This window comes from Micromonospora sp. WMMD558, assembly GCF_049315255.1.
In the GTDB taxonomy this organism is placed as follows: Bacteria; Actinomycetota; Actinomycetes; order Mycobacteriales; family Micromonosporaceae; genus Micromonospora.
On sequence record NZ_CP186061.1, the window covers coordinates 4,178,887 to 4,198,169 of the forward strand.

At 74.7% G+C, this 19,283-nt stretch carries 17 protein-coding genes; 10 read left to right on the forward strand and 7 right to left on the reverse strand.

Annotated features, from left to right (window positions below; genetic code table 11):
• Positions 1-35 precede the first annotated feature (35 nt).
• From rfbH to ACN26Y_RS19965, 7 genes are all read right to left on the reverse strand, one after another.
• Complete coding sequence (rfbH, locus tag ACN26Y_RS19935) at positions 36-1,343, reverse strand: lipopolysaccharide biosynthesis protein RfbH (protein WP_422733254.1); 1,308 nt, start codon at positions 1,341-1,343, stop codon at positions 36-38.
• Positions 1,344-1,398: 55 nt separating this feature from the next.
• Positions 1,399-2,460, reverse strand: coding sequence for a glucose-1-phosphate thymidylyltransferase (locus tag ACN26Y_RS19940; RefSeq protein WP_155331739.1), 1,062 nt, complete (start codon positions 2,458-2,460; stop codon positions 1,399-1,401).
• Between the two features lie 33 nt (positions 2,461-2,493).
• On the reverse strand, positions 2,494-3,648 hold the full coding sequence (locus ACN26Y_RS19945; RefSeq protein WP_422733255.1) for a DegT/DnrJ/EryC1/StrS family aminotransferase: 1,155 nt from the start codon (positions 3,646-3,648) through the stop codon (positions 2,494-2,496).
• A gap of 177 nt (positions 3,649-3,825) precedes the next feature.
• Positions 3,826-5,169, reverse strand: a complete 1,344-nt coding sequence (locus tag ACN26Y_RS19950; protein WP_422733256.1) for a nucleotide disphospho-sugar-binding domain-containing protein — start codon at positions 5,167-5,169, stop codon at positions 3,826-3,828.
• A gap of 43 nt (positions 5,170-5,212) precedes the next feature.
• Entirely contained in the window at positions 5,213-6,004 is a 792-nt protein-coding gene (locus ACN26Y_RS19955; RefSeq protein WP_155331742.1) for an SAM-dependent methyltransferase, read from the reverse strand.
• Between the two features lie 70 nt (positions 6,005-6,074).
• Complete coding sequence (locus ACN26Y_RS19960) at positions 6,075-6,560, reverse strand: SgcJ/EcaC family oxidoreductase (protein WP_155331743.1); 486 nt, start codon at positions 6,558-6,560, stop codon at positions 6,075-6,077.
• 31 nt (positions 6,561-6,591) lie between these two features.
• Positions 6,592-7,059 carry an SgcJ/EcaC family oxidoreductase gene (locus tag ACN26Y_RS19965; RefSeq protein ID WP_155331744.1) on the reverse strand — a complete coding sequence of 156 codons (468 nt, stop codon included), beginning with the start codon at positions 7,057-7,059 and terminating at the stop codon, positions 6,592-6,594.
• A 390-nt stretch (positions 7,060-7,449) separates the two neighbouring features.
• Here ACN26Y_RS19965 and ACN26Y_RS19970 point away from each other — a divergent pair, with 390 nt between their 5' ends.
• The 10 genes from ACN26Y_RS19970 (at position 7,450) to ACN26Y_RS20015 (ending at position 19,202) form a co-directional block, all read left to right on the forward strand.
• Complete coding sequence (locus ACN26Y_RS19970; RefSeq protein WP_155331745.1) at positions 7,450-8,631, forward strand: acyl-CoA dehydrogenase family protein; 1,182 nt, start codon at positions 7,450-7,452, stop codon at positions 8,629-8,631.
• A gap of 92 nt (positions 8,632-8,723) precedes the next feature.
• Positions 8,724-10,298, forward strand: coding sequence for a GMC family oxidoreductase (locus ACN26Y_RS19975; protein WP_155331746.1), 1,575 nt, complete (start codon positions 8,724-8,726; stop codon positions 10,296-10,298).
• 60 nt (positions 10,299-10,358) lie between these two features.
• Positions 10,359-10,814: an SgcJ/EcaC family oxidoreductase gene (locus ACN26Y_RS19980; protein WP_155331747.1), complete on the forward strand. Its 456-nt coding sequence runs from the start codon at positions 10,359-10,361 to the stop codon at positions 10,812-10,814.
• A gap of 118 nt (positions 10,815-10,932) precedes the next feature.
• Positions 10,933-11,703, forward strand: a complete 771-nt coding sequence (locus ACN26Y_RS19985) for a HisA/HisF-related TIM barrel protein (protein ID WP_230689081.1) — start codon at positions 10,933-10,935, stop codon at positions 11,701-11,703.
• An 11-nt stretch (positions 11,704-11,714) separates the two neighbouring features.
• Complete coding sequence (locus ACN26Y_RS19990; RefSeq protein WP_155331749.1) at positions 11,715-11,996, forward strand: MoaD/ThiS family protein; 282 nt, start codon at positions 11,715-11,717, stop codon at positions 11,994-11,996.
• Between the two features lie 2 nt (positions 11,997-11,998).
• The gene (locus ACN26Y_RS19995; protein ID WP_422734954.1) at positions 11,999-12,766 is read left to right on the forward strand and encodes an HAD family hydrolase; all 768 of its coding nucleotides are present in this window, start codon (positions 11,999-12,001) and stop codon (positions 12,764-12,766) included.
• The gene (locus ACN26Y_RS20000; RefSeq protein ID WP_422733257.1) at positions 12,763-14,118 is read left to right on the forward strand and encodes a glycogen synthase; all 1,356 of its coding nucleotides are present in this window, start codon (positions 12,763-12,765) and stop codon (positions 14,116-14,118) included. The genes ACN26Y_RS19995 and ACN26Y_RS20000 overlap by 4 nt, the downstream gene beginning before the upstream one ends.
• A 37-nt stretch (positions 14,119-14,155) precedes the next feature.
• On the forward strand, positions 14,156-15,655 hold the full coding sequence (gene malQ, locus ACN26Y_RS20005) for a 4-alpha-glucanotransferase (protein WP_155331752.1): 1,500 nt from the start codon (positions 14,156-14,158) through the stop codon (positions 15,653-15,655).
• Positions 15,655-17,967 (forward strand): malto-oligosyltrehalose synthase, encoded by a 2,313-nt coding sequence (gene treY / locus ACN26Y_RS20010; RefSeq protein ID WP_422733258.1) that lies wholly within the window; start codon positions 15,655-15,657, stop codon positions 17,965-17,967. Before malQ ends, treY begins: the two co-directional genes overlap by 1 nt.
• On the forward strand, positions 17,964-19,202 hold the full coding sequence (locus ACN26Y_RS20015) for an MFS transporter (protein ID WP_422733259.1): 1,239 nt from the start codon (positions 17,964-17,966) through the stop codon (positions 19,200-19,202). The genes treY and ACN26Y_RS20015 overlap by 4 nt, the downstream gene beginning before the upstream one ends.
• Positions 19,203-19,283: the final 81 nt, after the last annotated feature.

Genomic DNA, 19,283 nt, shown 5'->3' on the forward strand with positions numbered 1-19,283 from the left:
ATCAGGATGCCGGCCGGCCCCGACGGGCCGGCCGGTCACCCGTAGGTCTTGACGAACTCCCGGATCGACGAGACGACGTAGTCGATCATCTCGTCGGTGAGGCCGGGGTAGACGCCGACGTGGAAGGTCTGGCTGGTGACGATGTCGCTGTTGGTCAGCTCGCCCACCACCCGGTAGGGCTGGCCGGCGTACGCGGGGTGGCGGGTCAGGTTGCCGGCGAACAGCCGCCGCGTGCCGATCTTCCGCTCCTCCAGGAAGTCCACCAGCTCCGGAACGGTGAACGGCGCTCCCGGGACGACGGTGATGACGAAGCCGTACCAGCTCGGGTCGCTGCGCGGCGTGGCCTCCGGCAGCAGCAGGTGCGGCACGCCGTCGAGGCCGTCGCGCAGCCGCCGCCAGTTGTGCCGGCGCGACGCGCAGAACTCGTCGACCCGGGCCAGCTGGGCGAGCCCAAGGGCGGCCTGGAGGTCGGTGGTCTTCAGGTTGTACCCGACGTGCGAGTAGATGTACTTGTGGTCGTAGCCGTCAGGCAGCGAGCCCATCCGGTGCTCGAAGCGCTTCATGCAGGTGTTGCTCTCGCCGGGCGCGCACCAGCAGTCGCGTCCCCAGTCCCGCAGCGACTCCACCACCCGCGCGAGCACCAGGTTGGAGGTCACCACGCAGCCGCCCTCACCCATCGTCATGTGGTGGGCGGGGTAGAAGCTCGCCGTCGCCAGGTCACCGAAGCTGCCGGTGGGCCGGCCGTCGTAGAACGACCCGACCGCGTCGCAGTTGTCCTCGACGAGGAACAGGCGGTGCTCCTTGGCCAGCTCGGCCATCTCGGCGACCGGGAACGGGTTGCCGACCGCGTGCGCGAGGATGATCGCCCGGGTCTTCGGGCCGATCGCCGCGGCGACCCGCTCCACGGTGGCGTTGTAGGTGCCCAGCTCGATGTCGACGAAGACCGGCACCAGCCCGTTCTGCAGGATCGGGTTGACGGTGGTGGGGAACCCGGCGGCGACGGTGATCACCTCGTCCCCGCGCCGCAGCCGCCGGTCGCCGAGCTGCGGCGACGTGAGCGCCGAGACCGCGAGCAGGTTCGCCGACGACCCGGAGTTGCACAGGTGCGCCTTGCGGACCCGCAGCTTGCGCGCGAACGCGGACTCGAACCTGCGGGCGTTGCGCCCGGCCGCGATACGCAGGTCCAGCGCGGCCTCGACCAGCGCCACCCGTTCCTCGACCCCCAGCACCGCGCCGGACGGCCAGATCTCCGTCACGCCGGGAACGAAGGGCCGCTCCTCCTGGATCTCCTGGTGGTACTTGCGGACGCTGTCCAGCAGCAACGCCTTCTGTTCGTCGCTCATCGCATCTCCCTTGCGGATTCGGCCCGGCGGCGGGCGGCCGGGTGGCCGGCGCCGGTCATGCGGCGATCTCGACCCGGGTGTGGTCGCCGACGACCAGCCGGCTGCCGGTCGTCGGGCCGGGACGGACCGTGGCGGACCGGCCGATCAACGAGCCCTGCAGGCCCCGGACGGCGGTGATGGAGGCGCCCTCCAGGACGATCGAGTCGGTCACCTCGGCGTCGGTGAGCCGGCAGCCGCGGCCGATCGCGGTGTGCGGCCCGATGCGGCAGCCCTGGACGACGGTGTCCGCGCCGATCACCACCGGCCCCTCCACGCGGGAGGCGACCACCCGGGCGCCGGGCGCCACCACCACCGGTCCGGTCAGCTCACTGGCGGCGTCCACCTGACCGGCCACCTCGCGGGCCAGGCCGTCGAGCAGGTGCCGGTTGCAGGCCAGCAGGTCCTCCACCCGGCCGGTGTCCCGCCAGTAGCCGTGGTACTCGCTGGCGCGGACGTCCGCGCCGGCACCGACCAGCCACTGCACGGCGTCGGTGATCTCCAGCTCGCCCCGGCCGCTCGGGGTGATCGCGTCGACCGCGGCGTGCACCGCCGAGGTGAAGAAGTAGACCCCGACGAGGGCGAGGTCGCTGCGCGGGTGCCGGGGCTTCTCCACCAGCCGCCGTACGGCCCCGTCCGGGCCCAGTTCGACGACGCCGAAGGCGCGCGGGTCGGCCACTTTGTGCACGAGCACGTGCGCGGCCGGCCGGCGGGCGCGGAACTCGTCGGCGTACCGGGCCACGCCGTCGGGCAGCATGACGTCGCCGAGGTACATGAGGAAGTCGTCGTCACCGAGGAACCGGCGGCCCACCCGGACGCAGTCGGCCAGGCCACGCGGCTGGTCCTGGCGCAGGTACGTCAGCCGTACGCCCAGCCGGGAGCCGTCGCCGAGGGCGTCGGCGATCTGCTCGGCCCAGCCGCCCACCACCACCCCGACGTCGGTCACGCCGGCGGCGCGGACCGCGTCCAGCACGTGCTCCAGCACCGGCCGGTTGCCCACCGGCACGAGCTGCTTGGGCATCGAGTAGGTCAGCGGGCGCAGCCGGGTGCCGGAGCCGCCGGCGAGCACCAGGGCCTTCACCTGGCCCGCCCTCGGGAGCGCCCGGCCGTCCGGTCAGCCACCGGCCGCGGCCTGTCGCTGGTCGACGGACTTGCGCAGGCTGTCCGCCACCGTTCGTACGTCTGCATCGGTCAACCCCTGGTGCATCGGTAGGAGGAGAGTGGTCCGCGCCGCCTCGTCGGCGCCGGGCAGGTGCCCGCCGTCGCCGTACGCGGGCACCCGGTGCAGCGGCGCGTACCGGAAGGTGGTGTAGATCCCGAGGTCCAGCAGGTCCGCCGCCACCTGGTCGCGGATCGCCGGGTCGAGCTGGACCCAGTGGAAGTAGTGCGAGCTGACCTGGCCGTCGGGCACCGGCGGTGGGAGCCGGACCCCCTCGGCGTCGGCCAGCAGCCGGTCGTACGTCCCGGCGATCTCCCGCCGGCGGGCCACGAAATCCGGCAGCCGGTGCAGCTGGACCAGGCCGATCGCGGCGGTCAGGTCGTTGCCGACGACCCGGCGGCCGTACTCCCGGACCGTGAGCTCCCACCAGCGGTGCGGCACGCCCTTGCCGGCGGCGGAGAAGCCGCTGGCGTGTTCGAGGCCGTGGTACGCCAGCCGGTGCGCCCGCCGGGCCAGCTCGTCGTCCCGCACGTGCAGCATCCCGCCGTCGCCGGTGACGAGGATCTTCATCGCGTCGAAGCTCCACATGGCGATGTCGCCGAAGCTGCCGCAGGCGCGGCCGTCGACGGTGGACGCGACGGCGCACGCCGCGTCCTCCACCAGTGCCAGCCGGCGCTGCCGGCACAGCTCGGCGATCGCCGCCACCTCGCCCGGCACGCCGCCGTAGTGCAGCACGATCACCGCCTTGGTGGCGGGGGTGAGCGCCCGCTCCACGTCGGTGACGGTCGGGTTGAGGGTGTGCGGGGCGACATCGCAGAAGACCGGCCGGGCGCCGGCGGCCGCGATCGCGTTGGCCGCCCCGACGAAGCTGATCGACGGCAGCACCACGTCGTCGCCCGGCCCGAGGCCCAGCAGTTCCACGGCGAGGAAGAGACCGGCGGTGGCCGAGGTGATGAAGATGGTCCGCTCCGGCGCCAACCCGGCGTGCTCGGCGAACTCCCGCTCGAACTGCCGGGTGCGCGGCCCGTGCCCCAGCCAGTTGCTGTCGAACACGTCGCGCACGGCGTCGAGCTCCGCCGCGCCCAGCGTCGGCTGGAAGACGTTGATCATCGGTTCTCCGGGTGGTCGGGGCGGGCTGGTCCGCCGGCGGCGGGACGGGCGCGGATCGGCCCGCGCGCGACAGGGCGCTCAGGGCGCGACGGGTCGCCCCGGCGGCGTCGCACGCGCGGGGCGCCGCCGGGGGAGGGTCGGGCCGGGGTCAGGCCCGGTGCCGCCGGGCCGGCGGGGTCAGGCCCGGTGCCGCCGGGTCAGCTTCTCCAGCACGGGCACGATCTCGGTCGGGCTCGGCGTGGCGAGCAGGTCCTCGTACAGCGAGTCCGCGCCCTCCCGGAACGACGGCTCGTCCAGCACCCGGACCAGCTGTTTCTGCATCGCCTCCACGGACAGGTTCTTGATGTCCAGGACCAGGCCGGCGCCCCGCTGCGCCACGCACCGGGCGGTCACCGACGACTCGATGTGCTTGGTCGCCATCGACCACTCCAGGCCGTCGGCCTCGATCGTGATCATGCCGTTGTCGTCGTCCGAGTCGGTGATCAGTTGTGGCACCCGCAGCGCGGCCGCGCTGGCGAACGTGCCCATGCCCCCGTGGTGCACGAGGGCGGCGCAGGACGGCAGCAGCTGGGTGAGGGGCAGGTAGTCCAGCGCCCGGACGTTCTCCGGCAGCTCGGGGATCCCGGCCAGCTGGTCGGCGTTCAGCGTGGCGACCACCTCGACGTCGAGGTCGGCGACCATCCGGAGCAACCCGGGAACGTGGTCCCAGCCGCCCTTGAAGTACATCCGCTGCGACAGGCCCAGGGACAGCGCGACCCGGGGCCGTTCGGGGCGCCGGTGCAGCCAGTGCGGCAGCGCCTCCTGCGCCGCGAAGGGCACCCACCGCACCGGCACCGTCCGGACGCTGGTCGGCAGCCGTACGCCGGCCGGCGTGGGGTCGACCGTCCACTGGCCCAGCAGCAGCTCGTCGTCGACGTCCAGGCCGTGCCGCTCGGCACCCGGGCGCATCGTCTCGACCAGCGGGTTGGCCTCCGGGCCGGGGCCCGGGCGCGCGGCCCGTTCGGCGAAACGGTCCATCGTGGACGCGAAGTAGTCCAGGCCCCACAGCAGCCGGGCGTGCGCCGCGCCGGCGGCCCGCGCCGCCACCGCCCCGGCCGGGAAGCACGGGTCCCACAGCACCAGGTCGGGCTGCCACGCGCGGGTGAACTCCACCAGGTCGTCGAGGACCGGGTGCGGGTCGGCGGCGGTCGAGCCGACCGGGTGGAAGTCCCACATGGACGGGAGCATGAACTGGTAGAAGACGTCCCAGACGTCCTTGTCGGCCGGCGAGAGGTCCAGCGCGGCGGTGATCCGGTCGAGCCGCTCCTTGACGCTGCGCGGCTGCGGCCGGCCGGGACCCATCGGCATGAGCTGCGGGTCGCCGACCGCGACCGGGGTCAGCCCGACGGCCTTCGTGCTGTCGGCCAGTATCGGATGGGAGGCGACGCGGACCTCGTGCCCGGCGCTCTGCATCGCCCAGGCGAGCGGGACCAGCGGGTACAGGTGGGCCGGGTTCGGCCACAGGGCGAAGACGACGCGCATGTCTCTCCTCGGGTGTGCGGGGCCGGATGGTCTGCGGGTGGCGTCAGGGCTTGCGTCCCACGCCGGCGTACATCCGCTCGGTCGACGGGGCGTCCGGCTCGTCGGGCCGCCACCGGCCGGTCGGCACCAGGCCCGGCGGCACGAGGACGAAGCCGTCGAACAGCCCGCGGATGGCCGCGGTCGACCGGTAGACCATCGGCGCGGTGGCGTTGCGGTAGCTCTCCTCCATCAGCGCGCGTTCCTCGGCCGGCGAGCCCTCCACCGCGAGGTGGGACAGCGCCAGGTACGAGCCGGGCGCCATCCGGTCCCGGAACGCGCGGAGGATCGACGCCGGGTCCTCGCTGTCGCGGACGAAGTGGAAGACCGCGACGAACAGCACGGCGACCGGCTCCGAGAAGTCGATCAGCGCCTTCGTGTCCGGGTGGTCGAGGATCGCGGCGGGGTCGCGCAGGTCGGCGGTCAGGATGGCGGTGTTGGCCCGTTCCTGCTCGGTGAGCAGCCGCGTGCCGTGTTCGGCCACCGCGGGGTCGTTGTCGACGTAGATGACCCGCGGGGCGGTCACCGCCCGCTGCGCCACCTGGTGCGTGTTCTCCTGGCTCGGCAGCCCGGCGCCCACGTCGATGAACTGCCGGATCCCGCACTCGGCCGCCAGGTACCGCACGACACGACCGAGGAAGCGGCGGTTCTCCCAGACCACGTCCCGGGTCAGCGTCTGACCGACCCGGCCGATCACCGCCTCCGCCGCCACCCGGTCCACCGGGTAGTTGTTCGTGCCGTGCAGGAAGTAGTCGTACATCCGGGCCGGTGAGGGCCGCTCCACGGACTCGGTCGACATCGGAAGACTCCTCGATCGTGGGTGGGTGGACGGCGGGCGGGGCCGGCCCGGGACGGGCCGGCCCCGCCGGTCAGCCGGTGACGGGGCTGCTCTGGTGGGACAGCAACTGCGGGCGCTCGCCCTCGCGGCGGACGATGATCCAGGTGGCGCGGATGTGGCGGTCGGGCGCGATGCCGCTCTCGCCGGCCAGGATGATGCCGCCGCCGGTGACCACCATCGCGGCGTCCGGGTGCAGCATCCGCAGGGCGACCGGGTAACCCTTGACGTACGCGCCCCGGTAGGGGCCGCCGAACCCCTTGGCCATGTACGCGCGGATCTCCTCGCGGCTGGTCAGCTGCTCGTCGCCCATCAGCAGGCTGCCGTTCTCGGCGAAGATGTCGGCGAAGAGGTCGGCGTCGTTGGCCTTCCACGCCGCCTGGATGAGCTGCGGGACGGCCAGGATCGCCCGTTCCTCGGCGCTGGGGAAGTCGCGGACGTAGGCGGGATCCTCGGTGACGCCGGCGGCGCCGAGGATCTGCGTCGCGTCGCCCCACCGCGTCGTCGCTGTGGTGGTCATGATGCGCTCCTCGCGGGATGTCGGGCGGGAGTCACCAGCGCAGCGTGGCGCCGGCGCCACGGGGGCTGTTCTGGTAGCCGGCGAGCTTCCACTCGCCGTCGCGCCTGACGCAGACCCAGGTGGAGCGGACGGCCAGCTCGGGCGCGATCTCGGTCTCGCCCGGGGCGAGGATGCCGCCGTGGGTGCGCAGCAGGGCGACGTCGTCGTTGACGAAGCGCACGTCGACCGGGTTGCCGGTCACGCCGGTGCCCTTGAACGGGCCGGCGTAGGCGGCGGCCATGAACGAGAAGATCTCGTCGCGACCCTTCTTGAACACGTCGCCGGGGAGGATGAGGATGCCGTCGTCGGTGAACGTGTCGGCCACACCGGCGGCGTCGTTGCGGCTCCAGGCGCCGACCAGGCGCAGCGGAACGCCCAGCACCTCCTTCTCCTTCTCGCTGGTGAAGGGGCCGTAGTAGGCGTCGAGGTCGGGCCGGGTGGCCTGCGTGGTCGTGGACATGGGGTGTTCCCTTCCCTCGGGTGCGGCGGGGGCCGGCCGGCGGCCGGGACCACGCCGGGTACCGGTGGTGATCGCTCCCTGAATCGTGGCCGGGGCCCGTCACTCAACGCATCTTTGTGATTGCGCTACCGGGCGGTGGTCGCCCTCCTGGGCCGGCCGACGGCACCGGCAACACCGCACTTCGAAAGATGCGGGGCTCCGCGTGCGCCGCAGACGATGCCAAGGGCACCCGGGGCACGTCAGGACCGGCCGACCGGGTCCGTTCCGCCGCCCGTGCCGGGGACCACGCCGTACCGGGTCGCCGACCCGTGGCACACCCCGCGACCCGGCACGCACCGTGCCCCGGGGTGGGCGGAACCGCCGAACACGACGACTTGCGAGGAGGTCAGGGTGGACGTCACCCAGACAGTGCCCGGCCCGGAGCTGGTGCGCCGCGCGGCCGAGCTGGTGCCCCTGTTGCAGAAGCACGCGGGCTGGTCCGAGGAGAACCGCCGCCTGCACGACGAGGTCGTCGAGGCGATGGGCGACGCGGGCGTGTTCCGCATGCGGGTCCCCCGCCGCTACGGGGGGTACGAGTCGGACACCCGCACCCTCTGCGACGTGGCCGCCCACCTGGCCCGCGGCGACGGCTCCGCCGCCTGGACCGCCTCGGTGTGGTGGATCCCCGGCTGGATGGTGGGGATGTTCCCGGACGAGGTCCAGGACGAGGTCTTCACCACGCCCGACGTCCGTGTCTGCGGCACGCTCAGCCCGACCGGCAACGCCGAGCCCCGCCCGGGCGGGGTGCTGCTCAACGGGCAGTGGGGTTTCATCAGCGGCGCCTGGCACAGCCAGTGGCAGGAGATCATCGCGATGGGCGCGGCGCCGGACGGCACGCCGATGCCGGTGATGATGCTCGTGCCGATGACCGACCTGGAGATCGTCGACGACTGGCACACCGCCGGGATGCGCGGCTCGGGCAGCGTCACCACCGTGGCGCGGGACGTCTTCGTACCCGCCGAGCGGGTGCTGCCGTTGCCGGCGGTCCTGCAGGGGCAGTACGCGTCCGCGCGCAACGCCGACTCGCCGGTGTGGCGGGCGCCGCTGCTCGGCGTCGCCGCCGCCTCGTCGGTCGGCACGGTGCTCGGCCTGGCCCGGGCCGCCCGCGAGGCGTTCCTGGAGCGGCTGCCCGGCCGGAAGATCACGTACACCAGTTACGACAGCCAGGCCGACGCGCCGGTGACCCACCTCCAGGTGGCCGAGGCCACGCTCCGGACCGACCAGGCCGAGTTCCACGCCCACCGGGTCACCGCGCTGGTCGACGAGAAGGGCCGCTCCGGGCAGCCGTGGACGGTGGAGGAGCGGGCCCGCTCCCGGGCCGACGTCGGCGCGGTCTGCCAGCTCGGCCGGGCCGCGGTGGACGTGCTGGCGATGGCCAGCGGCGGCTCCTCGATCTACAGCTCGGTGCCGATCCAGCGGATCGCCCGCGACGTGCAGACGGTCAACCTGCACGCCCTGATGACCCCGCACACCAACTACGAGCTCTACGGCCGGGTGCTCTGCGGCCTGGAGCCCAACAGCCTCTACATCTGACATCGGGCCGGCCGCCGGTGGCACCGGCGGCCGGCTCCCGCAGCACGCCGCGCCGGCGGCCCGCCTGGCGGCCCGGCGACGAGGAGGGGTGGATGTACGACTACGTGATCGTGGGCGCCGGTTCGGCGGGCTGCGTGCTGGCTGCGCGACTGAGCGAGGATCCCGACGTCCGGGTCTGCCTGATCGAGGCCGGCCCGGCGGACACGGCGCAGAACGTGCACGTCCCGGTGGCGTTCGGCCGGCTGTTCCGCACCCAGCTGGACTGGGACTACGACACGCACGACGAGCCGCACCTGAACCGCCGCCGGATCTACCTGCCCCGCGGCCGGGTGCTCGGCGGCACCAGCTCGATCAACACGATGATCTACATCCGTGGTCACCGCTCCGACTTCGACGGCTGGGACCAGCCCGGGTGGCGCTACGACGAGCTGCTGCCGTACTTCAAGCGCTCCGAGGACAACGAGCGGGGCGAGTCGGCGTACCACGGGGTCGGCGGGCCGCTCGCCGTCTCCGAGGGCCGGGCCCGCAACCCGATGTCCGCGGCCTTCGTGGCGGCGGCGCAGGAGGCCGGCTTCGGCGCCAACGACGACTTCAACGGCGCCGAGCAGGACGGCTTCGGCCTGTTCCAGCTCACCCAGCGGGACGGCCGGCGGTGCAGCACCGCCACCGCCTTCCTGCACCCGGCCGCCGACCGGCCCAACCTCACCGTCGAGACGAACCTCCAGGTGCACCGGGTGCTCGTCGAGAACGGCCGCGCGGTCGGCGTGGTCGGCCAGCGGCTCGGCGAGGACGTCGAGATCCGTGCCGAGCGCGAGGTGGTGCTCTCCGCCGGGGCGTACAACTCGCCGCAGCTGCTGATGCTCTCCGGCATCGGGCCGGCGGCGCTGCTGACCGCGCTGGGCCTGCCCGTCGTGCTGGACCAGCCGCAGGTCGGGCAGAACCTCCAGGATCACGTCCTGGTGCCGCTGATCTACGCCCACTCGCACCCGGTCAGCCTGCTCGCCGCCGGCACGCCGGAGCACCTGGAGCAGTTCATGACCGAGGGCCGGGGGCCGCTCACCTCGAACGGGCCGGAGGCGGGCGGGTTCGTCCGTACCCGCGACGGCCTGCCCGCGCCGGACGTGGAGTTCCTCGCCGCGCCGGTCATGTTCGCCGACAACGGGCTGGGCACGCCCACCGACCACGCCCTGTCGTACGGCCCGTCGATGCTCGCCCCGCGCAGCCGGGGCAGTGTGCTGCTGGCCCTGGACGACCCGACGGCGAAACCCAAGATCATCCACAACTACTTCGCCGAGGAGTCCGATCTGGACGACGCGGTGGCGGCGCTGCGCATCGGGCTCGACATCGCCCGGCAGCCGGCGCTCTCGCCGTACACCGAGCGGCCGTACCGGCCGCCGGCCTCGGAGTCCGACGCCGACCTGCGCGACTACGTCCGCCGGTACGCGCACTCGATCTACCACCCGGCCGGCACCTGCGCCATGGGCGCGGTCGTCGACGCGGAGCTGCGCGTGCTCGGCGTCGACGGGCTCCGCGTCGCCGACGCCTCGGTGATGCCGCGCCTGGTCAGCGGCAACCCGAACGCCGCGACCATCGCCATCGGCGAGAAGGCCGCCGACCTGCTCCGGGGTGTCCCCGCCCCGGTCGAGGCGGCGTTGACCGCCGGCTGACCCACACCCCGTGTCCACCGACCCGGCGCCCCGCGCCGGTGCATCCCGCGAGGAGCAGACATGACCACCAAGGCAGCGTCGCTGGTCACCCAGGCCAAGCAGTGGGCCACCAACTACGGCGCCTACAGCAACGGCGAGGAGGGCCACTCGCTGACGGCCCCGCTGCGGGTCCGTGCCAACTGGGACGCGGGCGACGCCGACGCCGTCGCCGCCATGTTCACCGACAACGGCAGCATGCTGATGGGCGACGAGCAGTTGAAGGGCCGGGAGGAGATCCGGTCCTGGCTCGCCGAGGCGTTCGCCGGCCCGTACAAGGGCTCGCGGCTGCGCTTCGAGCCGGTCGAGATCAAGCTGCTGCACGCCGACTGCGCCTTCATGGTGGCCGAGGGCGGCTTCCTGCTGGTCGGTGAGGACGAGGTCGCCCCCGAACGGTCCAGCCGGATCACGTTCGTCTCCGTCCGTGCCGACGGTGACTGGCGGGTCCTGTCGTACCAGTCCAGCCCGGTCAAGGGCTGAGCCCACCCCTTCCCCGAGAGCGCGCGGGACCGACGCGGCCGGCGTCCGCCGGCCGCGTACCGCCGCCCCCGACCGGTCACCCCGCCGGTGGCCGCGACAGAAAGGTGTCCCCTTGTCCGTGGAGACGTTGCCGGAGCGGGATCTGACGGAGCCGTGGCTGGTGCTGGGCGGCCGCGAACTCACCTCCCGGCTCCTCGTCGGCATCGAGCAGTACACCGAGCCCACCGTGGTCCGGCAGGTGCTGGAGGTGACCGGGTCGCAGATCTTCATCACCACCGTCGACCCGGACAACCGCCGGTCCAGCCTCCTGCTGTCCGACCTGGACGACGAACTGCCGCTGGACCGCTACCTGTGGGTCGGCACCACGTCCTTCGCCCGGTCCGCCGACAGCGCGTGGCGGACCGTCGAGATCCTGCACGACTCGTACGGCATCGAGGTGTTCAAGCTCGACGTGCGCGACGGCACCAACCTGCCCGACAACCGGGCGACCGTCCAGACCACCGGCCGGCTGCGCGAGGCCGGCTACGAGGTGCTGCCGTTCATCCTGCCCGACCTGGACACCGCCCGCGCACTGGAGTCGCTCGGCTGCTCGGCGCTGCGGGTGATGGCCGCGCCGGTCGCCTCCGGCCGGGGCGTGCCCGACCCGGCGCCGATCCGCCGGATCATCGACGAGGTCGGCATCCCGGTGGTGGTCGAGGGCGGCCTGGGCAGTGCCCGGCACGTCACCCTCGCGATGGAGTCGGGCGCGGCGGCGGTGCTGGTCAACACCGCCCTGGTCCAGGCGAAGGAGCCGCTGACCATGGCCGCCGCCATGCGGCACGCCGTAGCGGCCGGCCGGCTGTCGTACCTCGCCGGCGCGATGCCCGGCGACGAGATCCCCACCACCTGAGAGGAGCATCCGTGGCCGTGCACGTGACCGTCCCGACGGTCTTCCGGCAGTTCACGAGCGGCGACAGACAGGTCACCGCGGACGGCGCGACCCTCGCCGACGTCCTGTCCGACCTGGCCGCCCGGCACCCGGGCCTGCACTCCCGGCTGGTCACCGACGACGGTCGGCTGCGCCGGTTCGTCAACCTGTACGTCAACGACGTCGACGTCCGCGAGAGCGGGCTGCTCGACACCCGCACCAACGACGGCGACGTGCTCGTCATCCTGCCCGCCGTCGCGGGCGGGGCCGGGTGAGCATGCGCGAGTTCGCCGGTGTCCTGTGGGACCTGGACGGAGTCCTCATCGACTCGAGCCGGGCCGTCGTGGGGCTGTGGCGCCGGATCGCCGCCGGGTACGGGCGCTGGCCCGACCCGGCGGCGATCCGGCGTGACGTGCTCGGCTGCGCGCCCGAGCACACCGTCGCGACGCTCTTCGGGGACCTGCCCGAGGCCGACCGGCAGGACGTGCTGCGCCAGGTGCGTGAGGCCGAGCCGGCGCTGGACTTCGTCGCCGTACCCGGTGCGGTGGCGCTGGTCGGCGCGCTGCGCGACGCGGGCCTGCCGATGGCGCTGGTGACCGGGGCGTCCGACCGGCGGGCCCGGCGGGTGGTCCGCGAGCTCGGCCTGGCCGGCGCGTTCACCGCGACGGTGACCTGGGGGGAGACGCCCCGGGGCAAGCCCGCCCCGGACTGCTACCGGCTCGGCGCCGAACGGCTGGGCCTGGACCCGGCCGACTGCCTCGTGGTCGAGGACTCCTCCGGGGGCGTCCGCGCGGCGACGGCCGCCGGCGCCGCGAGCGTGGCGGTCGGCGCGGAGGAGGGCCTGACGGCCGCGGGCGCCACGTGGACCGCGCCCGCCGTCGCCGCGCTGCGCGTCGCGCCGGTCCCCGGCGGCGTCCGCCTGGACGTGGCCGGGACGGCCGCCGTCCTGCTCCGAGCCGCCCCGCCCGCGCCGGCGGGCCCACCGGGGTCTGCGCCCGGGCGCGGGCTCCACCCGGCGTCGACCGTTCCGGGGGTACGCCGGTGAGCACCCCGCTGCGGGTTCTCTTCGCCACGTCGGAGGTGGCTCCGCTGGTCAAGGTCGGCGGGCTCGGTGACGTCGCCCAGGCGCTGCCGAAGGCGCTCGCCGCGCGCGGGCACCGGGTCGACCTGGTCCTCCCCGGGTACGCCGGCCTGCCCGCCGGCCGTCCGGTCGGGACGGTGCCGGTGGCGGCCGGCCGGGTCCGAGCCCGCTTCCACGTCACCGACCTGGGCGACCACGACGGGGTCCGGTACCTCACGCTCGGCTCCGACACGCACCCGGACTGGGAACGGCCCGAGGGGTACGTGGAGCGCCACCTGGCCTCGTTCGTGCTCTTCTCCCGCGCGGTCGCCGAACTGGCCACCCACCCCGGCCACCGGCCGGACGCGGTGCACTGCAACGACTGGCACGTCGGCCACGTCCCCGCCGAGCTGCGCCGGCGACCCGCCGCGCCCCGCTCGGTGCTGACCATCCACAACCTCGCCTACCAGGGACTCTTCCCGTACGACAAGGCCACCGAGCTGGGTCTGACCGGCTACGGCACCGGCAACCTGCTGGCCCAGGGCATCCGGTACGCCGACGCGGTCACCACCGTCAGCCCGCGCTACCGCGACGAGACGCTCACCCCGGCGCACGGCTCGGGGCTGCACCATCTGCTGCGCTCCCGGGGCGGCGACTACCACGGCATCCTCAACGGGGTCGACTACCACCATTTCGACCCGTCGACGGACCGCTTCCTCCCGGCCCGTTACGACGTCGACGACCTGGCCGGCAAGGCGGTGGACCGGGCGGCGTTGCAGCGGGCCAGCGGCCTGCCGGTCGACCCGGACGTGCCGCTGTTCGCGTTCGTCGGCCGGCTGGTGCCGCAGAAGGGCGTCGAGGCGCTGCTGGAGGGCATCGACGAGATCGCCGCGCTCGGCATCCAACTCGTCGTGGTCGGCACGGGCGCCGGGTACGAGCGGGCGTTCGTCCGGGCCGCCCGCTGGCACCCGGGCGTCGCCTTCCACCCGGACAGCGGTGAGGCGGCCGCCCGCCTCGCGTACGCCGGATCGGACGCCTTCCTCGCGCCGTCCCGCTACGAGCCGTGCGGCCTGGCGCCGCTGATCGCCCTGCGCTACGGCTCGGTTCCGGTGGTGCGCCGGGTCGGCGGCATGGCCGAGACGATCGGCGAGTCCGGGCTGGGCATCGCGTACGACGGGGACCGGCCGGCCGACCTGGTCGCCGCCGTCCGCGCGGCGGTCACCCGGCACGCCGACACCGCCGGCTGGGCGGCGCTGCGCGACCGGGGCATGCGGGCCCGGTTCACCTGGGACGACGCGGCGCGGCGGTACGAGGCCCTCTACCGCCCCGCCGACTGACCGCACCGCCCTGACGACCGAGAGGACGACACGCGCCATGCTGACCCGACGCAGCGGGATCCTTCTGCACCCCAGCTCCCTTCCCGGGCGGTACGGCATCGGCGAGCTGGGTCCCGCCGCCGAGGAGTGGCTGGAGTTCCTGGCCGCGGCCGAGCAGTCGGTGTGGCAGCTGCTCCCGCTGAACCCGGTCGGCGCGGAGGGCTGCCCGTACCAGTCGCCGGCGACGCTGGCCGGCAGCCCGCTCTACGTCAGCGTGGACCGGCTGCGCGACGACGGCCTGCTCGACGCCGCGGACCTGGGCGCCGAGCCGGAGCTGCCGGGGGAGCGGGTCGACTATCCGGGGGCCCTCGCCGTGAAGCGGCGGCTCCTGGCCCGGGCGCACGCGGCCTTCACCCCCACCGCCGACTACCGTGCGTTCTGCCGGGACCAGGCCGGCTGGCTCGACGACTACGCCCGGTTCATGGTGCTGCGGGACCGCCACGGCGGCCCGTGGACGCGGTGGCCGGGGCCGCTGGCGCGCCGGGACCCGGCCGCCCTGGCCCGGCTCGACGAGAGCGCCGCCGACGACCTCGACCGGTACCGGTTCGAGCAGTACCTGTTCGCCCGGCACTTCGGGGCGGTCCGCGCCCGGGCCGCCGCGCTGGGCGTCGAGCTGATCGGCGACATCGCGATGTTCCCGGGCGTCGACAGCGTCGAGACCTGGTCCCGCCCGGACCTGTTCGACCTCGACGCCGACGGCCGGCCCGTCGCCGTGGCCGGCTTCCCGCCCGACGAGTTCAGCCACGAGGGGCAGGTCTGGGGCAACGCGCTCTACCGGTGGGACCGGATGGCCGCCGACGACTTCGCCTGGTGGGTGGCGCGGGTCCGGCGGATGACCGAGTGGTACGACATGGTGCGGCTGGACCACTTCCGGGGTTTCCTGCGCTACTGGGCCGTCCCGGTGCCCGGCCGGGCCGGCGACGGGTCCTGGCGCGACGGGCCGGGCCTGGCGCTGTTCCAGCGGCTCCGCAAGGACCTCGGTGACGTGACCCTGCTGGCCGAGGACCTCGGGCCCGCCTCCGCCGAGGTGCAGCACCTGCGCGTCGACGCCGGCATCCCCGGCATGCGCCTGGTCCAGTTCGCGTTCGGCGGCGACGAGAACCAGCACCTGCCGCACCACCACCCGGTCGACTGCGTCGCCTACCCGGGCACCCACGACAACGACACCACGCTGGGCTGGTGGGCCGAGCGCAGCGCCGACGAGCGGTCCCGCGTGGAGCGCTACCTCGGCGGCATCGCCGACGGCATCTGCTGGTCGATGGCGCGGGCGGTGTTCGGCTCGGTGGCGTACCTCGCCGTGCTGCCGGTGCAGGACCTGCTGGAACTCGGCTCGGAGGCGCGTCTCAACGTTCCCGGCCGCACCGACGGCAACTGGACGTGGCGGCTGCCACCCCGGGCGCTCAGCCCCGGGCTGGAGTTCCGGCTGCGCCGGCTCACCGAGACGTACGGGCGGGACCGGCGGGCGGCCAGCCGGCGGCCGAGCGGGTTCACCGGCTGATGGCCGCGCCGACCAGCACCTACCGACTGCAGGTCTCGCCCCGGTTCACCCTGACCGACGCCGCCGGCCTGGTCGACTACCTGGACCGGCTCGGCGTCGGCGCCGTCTACACGTCGCCGCTGCTGGCCGCCACGCCGGGCTCCGACCACGGGTACGACCTCACCGACCCCTTCGAAGTGGACCCCGACCGGGGTGGTGAGGCCGGCCGGCGCGAGCTCGTCGACCGGCTCCGCCGGGCCGGGCTCGGCCTGGTCGTGGACGTGGTGTGCAACCACATGGGCGTCGCCGACGCCGCCGCGAACCCGTGGTGGTGGGACGTGCTGCGGCGCGGGCCCGGCTCCCCGTACGCCGGGTACTTCGACGTCGACTGGTCGGCCGGGCCGCTGCTGCTGCCGGTCCTCGCCGACGACGGCGACGGCGGGGCGGCCGCCGAGCGGGACCTGAAGGTCGTCGACGACACCCTGACCTACCACGAGCACCGGTTCCCGCTCGCCCCCGGCACCGGGACCGGTCCGGTCGGGGAGGTGCACGCGCGGCAGCACTACCGCCTCGTCGGCTGGCGCCGGGGGGTCGCCGAGCTGACGTACCGCCGGTTCTTCAACATCGACACGCTGGCCTGCCTGCGTACCGAGCGGGACGAGGTGTTCGACGCGGTGCACGCGCTGCCACTGCGCTGGATCGCCGACGGGGAGGTCACCGGGCTGCGGATCGACCACCCGGACGGGCTGGCCGACCCGACCGGGTACCTGCGCCGGCTGCGGGCGGCCGCCCCGCACGCCTGGATCGTGGTGGAGAAGGTGGTCGCGGTCGGCGAGAACCTGCCGGCGACCTGGCCGGTCGACGGCACGACCGGGTACGAGGCGCTGCGGGAGATCTGCGGGGTGTTCGTCGACCCCGGCGGGCGCGACGGCCTGGCCGCCGCCGCGGGGCCCGCCGGCCGGACCCGGTTCCCGGCGGTGGCGCGGGCGGCCCGCCGGCACGTCGTCGACACCCTCCTCGTGGCGGAGACCCACCGGATCGTGGCGGCGGCCCGGGCGGTGCTGCCGGAGCAGCCCGCCGAGGCGGTGACCGACCTGGTCCGCGAGCTGCTGGTCGCGATGCCGGCGTACCGCGCCTACCTGCCCGCGCACCGCTGGACGCTGGACGAGGCGGTCACCACGGTGGCCCGGGAGCACCCCCGGCTGGCCGGGCCGGCCCGGCGCCTGCGCGACGAGATGGTGGCCCGCCCGGCGGGCCCGCTGGCGGTCCGCTTCCAGCAGAGCACCGGCGCGGTGAGCGCCAAGGGCGTCGAGGACACCGCCTTCTACCGGCACCAGGCGCTCGTGGCGCTCGGCGAGGTCGGCGGCGACCCGGACCGGTTCGGCGTGCCCCCGGCGGAGTTCCACGCCGCCAACGCCGCCCGGGAGGCGGCCCGGCCCGCGACGATGACGACGCTGTCCACGCACGACACCAAGCGCGCCGAGGACGTGCGCGCACGGCTGGCCGTCCTCAGCGAGCTGCCCGGCGAGTGGGCCGGACGGGTCCGGCGCTGGTCCGCCCGCTGCCCGGTCGGCGACCCGGCGGTCGAGCCGCTGGCCTGGCAGACCCTGGTCGGGGCGTGGCCGATCGGCGTGGACCGGCTCGCCGACCACCTGCTCAAGGTCGTCCGGGAGATGCGGACACGCACCGACTGGCTGCGTCCGGACCCGGCGTACGAGGGGCTGGTCCGGGACTGGCCGCGCCGGGTCGCCGCCCACCGGGAGCTGCTGGCCGAGGTGGCCGAGTTCGTGGGCCGGATCGCCCCGCCCGGCTGGTCCAACGCCCTGGGGCAGAAGCTGCTCCAGCTCGCCGGTCCCGGTGTTCCCGACGTCTACCAGGGCACCGAACTGTGGGACCACTCCCTGGTCGACCCGGACAACCGCCGGCCAGTCGACTTCGCGCTGCGGCGGCGGCTGCTCGACCGGATCGAGGCGGGCTGGTTGCCGCCGGTGGACGAGACGGGGGCGGCCAAGCTGCTGCTCACCGCCCGGACCCTGGGGCTGCGCCGGTCCCGCCCGGAGCTGTTCCGCGGCTACCGCCCGGTGAGCGCCGAGGGGCCGGCCCGGGCGCACCTGGTCGGCTTCCACCGGGCGCCCGGCCTGGCGGCGGTCGCCACCCGGCTGCCGGTCGGTCTCGCGGCGGCCGGCGGCTGGCGCGACACCCTGCTCACGCTGCCCGGCGCCGGATGGACCGACGTGCTCACCGGGCAGCGCCACGACACGCCGCACCTGCGCGTGTCGGACGTCCTGGGGTGGCTGCCGGTCGCCCTCCTGGTGCAAGGTAGGCAGTCATGAGCGAATCGACGGACATCACCGCACGCGGGCGGTCGACGGCGGCGCTGATCGGTGGGGTCGCCATCACCAACACCTCCATGGTGGGGGCGAGCACGGTCGCCACGTTGATCGGCGCGGACCGCCTCAGCGCCGCCTGGAGCGGCGTACCCAACGCCGCCGGCGTGGTCGGCACCGCCGCCGGCACGCTGGGGCTGGCCGCGTTGATGAGCCGGCGCGGCACCCGCCTCGCCCTCACCGCCGGGTACGCGGTGGCGCTGCTCGGCGCCGCCGTCGCCGGGTACGCCGTCGTCGCCGGCGCGATGGTCCCGTTCCTCCTCGGCATGGTGCTGCTCGGCGTGGGCAACGGGGGCGCGCAACTGTCCCGCTACTGCGCGGCGGAGCTGTACCCGCCGCACCGCCGGGGGTTCGTGGTCGGCCTGGTCGTCTGGATCGGCACGGTCGGCGCCATCATCGGCCCGAACCTGATGCAGCCCAGCAGCGCGGGCGCGGCCGCCGCCGGACTGCCCGCGCTGACCGGGCCGTTCCTGGTCGCCATGGTGGCCGCGGCCGGCGCGCTGGCCGCCTCGGCGGCCCTGCCCCGGCTGCGGATCCAGGCGCGGAGCCGGCCGGCCGGCCGGGTCCCCGGCACCGTGTGGCGGCAGCCGGCCGTGGTGACCGCGCTGAGCGCGATGGTGGCGGGCCAGGTGGCCATGGTGACGCTGATGACGATGACCCCGCTGTACATGCACGACCACCACCACGGTCTGGGCGCCGTCGGGCTCGTGCTCACCTTCCACCTGGTCGGCATGTTCGGGCTCGCCCCGCTGAGCGGGCAGCTGGCCGACCGGTTCGGCGGGCTGGTGGCGTCGCTGACCGGCGTCGGCGTGCTCGTCGTGTCGGTGCTGCTCGCGTCCGTCGGCCCGGCTCCGGGGCTGGCCCGGTTGAACGTGGCTCTCTTCCTGCTCGGGCTCGGCTGGAACCTCACGTTCGTCGGTGGCAGCAGCCAGCTCACCGGCGCGCTCGATCCGGCGTACCGGACCCGGGTGCAGGGCGGCGTCGACGCCGTGGTCTGGACCGCCTCGGCGGTGGCCAGCGTGGCGGCGGGCGCGGTGCTGGCGGCCGGCGGCTTCGCGGTGCTCGCCGTGGCCACCGGTGTGGTGGCGGTGCTGCCGGTGCCGCTGCTGCTGCGCGCGCTACGCCGGTCGCCCGAGCCGTCGGCGGGCCCGGTCGAGCGGCCCTCCGCCGCCCGCCGCTGATCGCCGCCACCCGTGGCCCGGCGGGCCGGGGCGCCGCGCCACCCGTGGCCGGGCCGGCGGGTCGGGGCGGCCCGCCCGTGG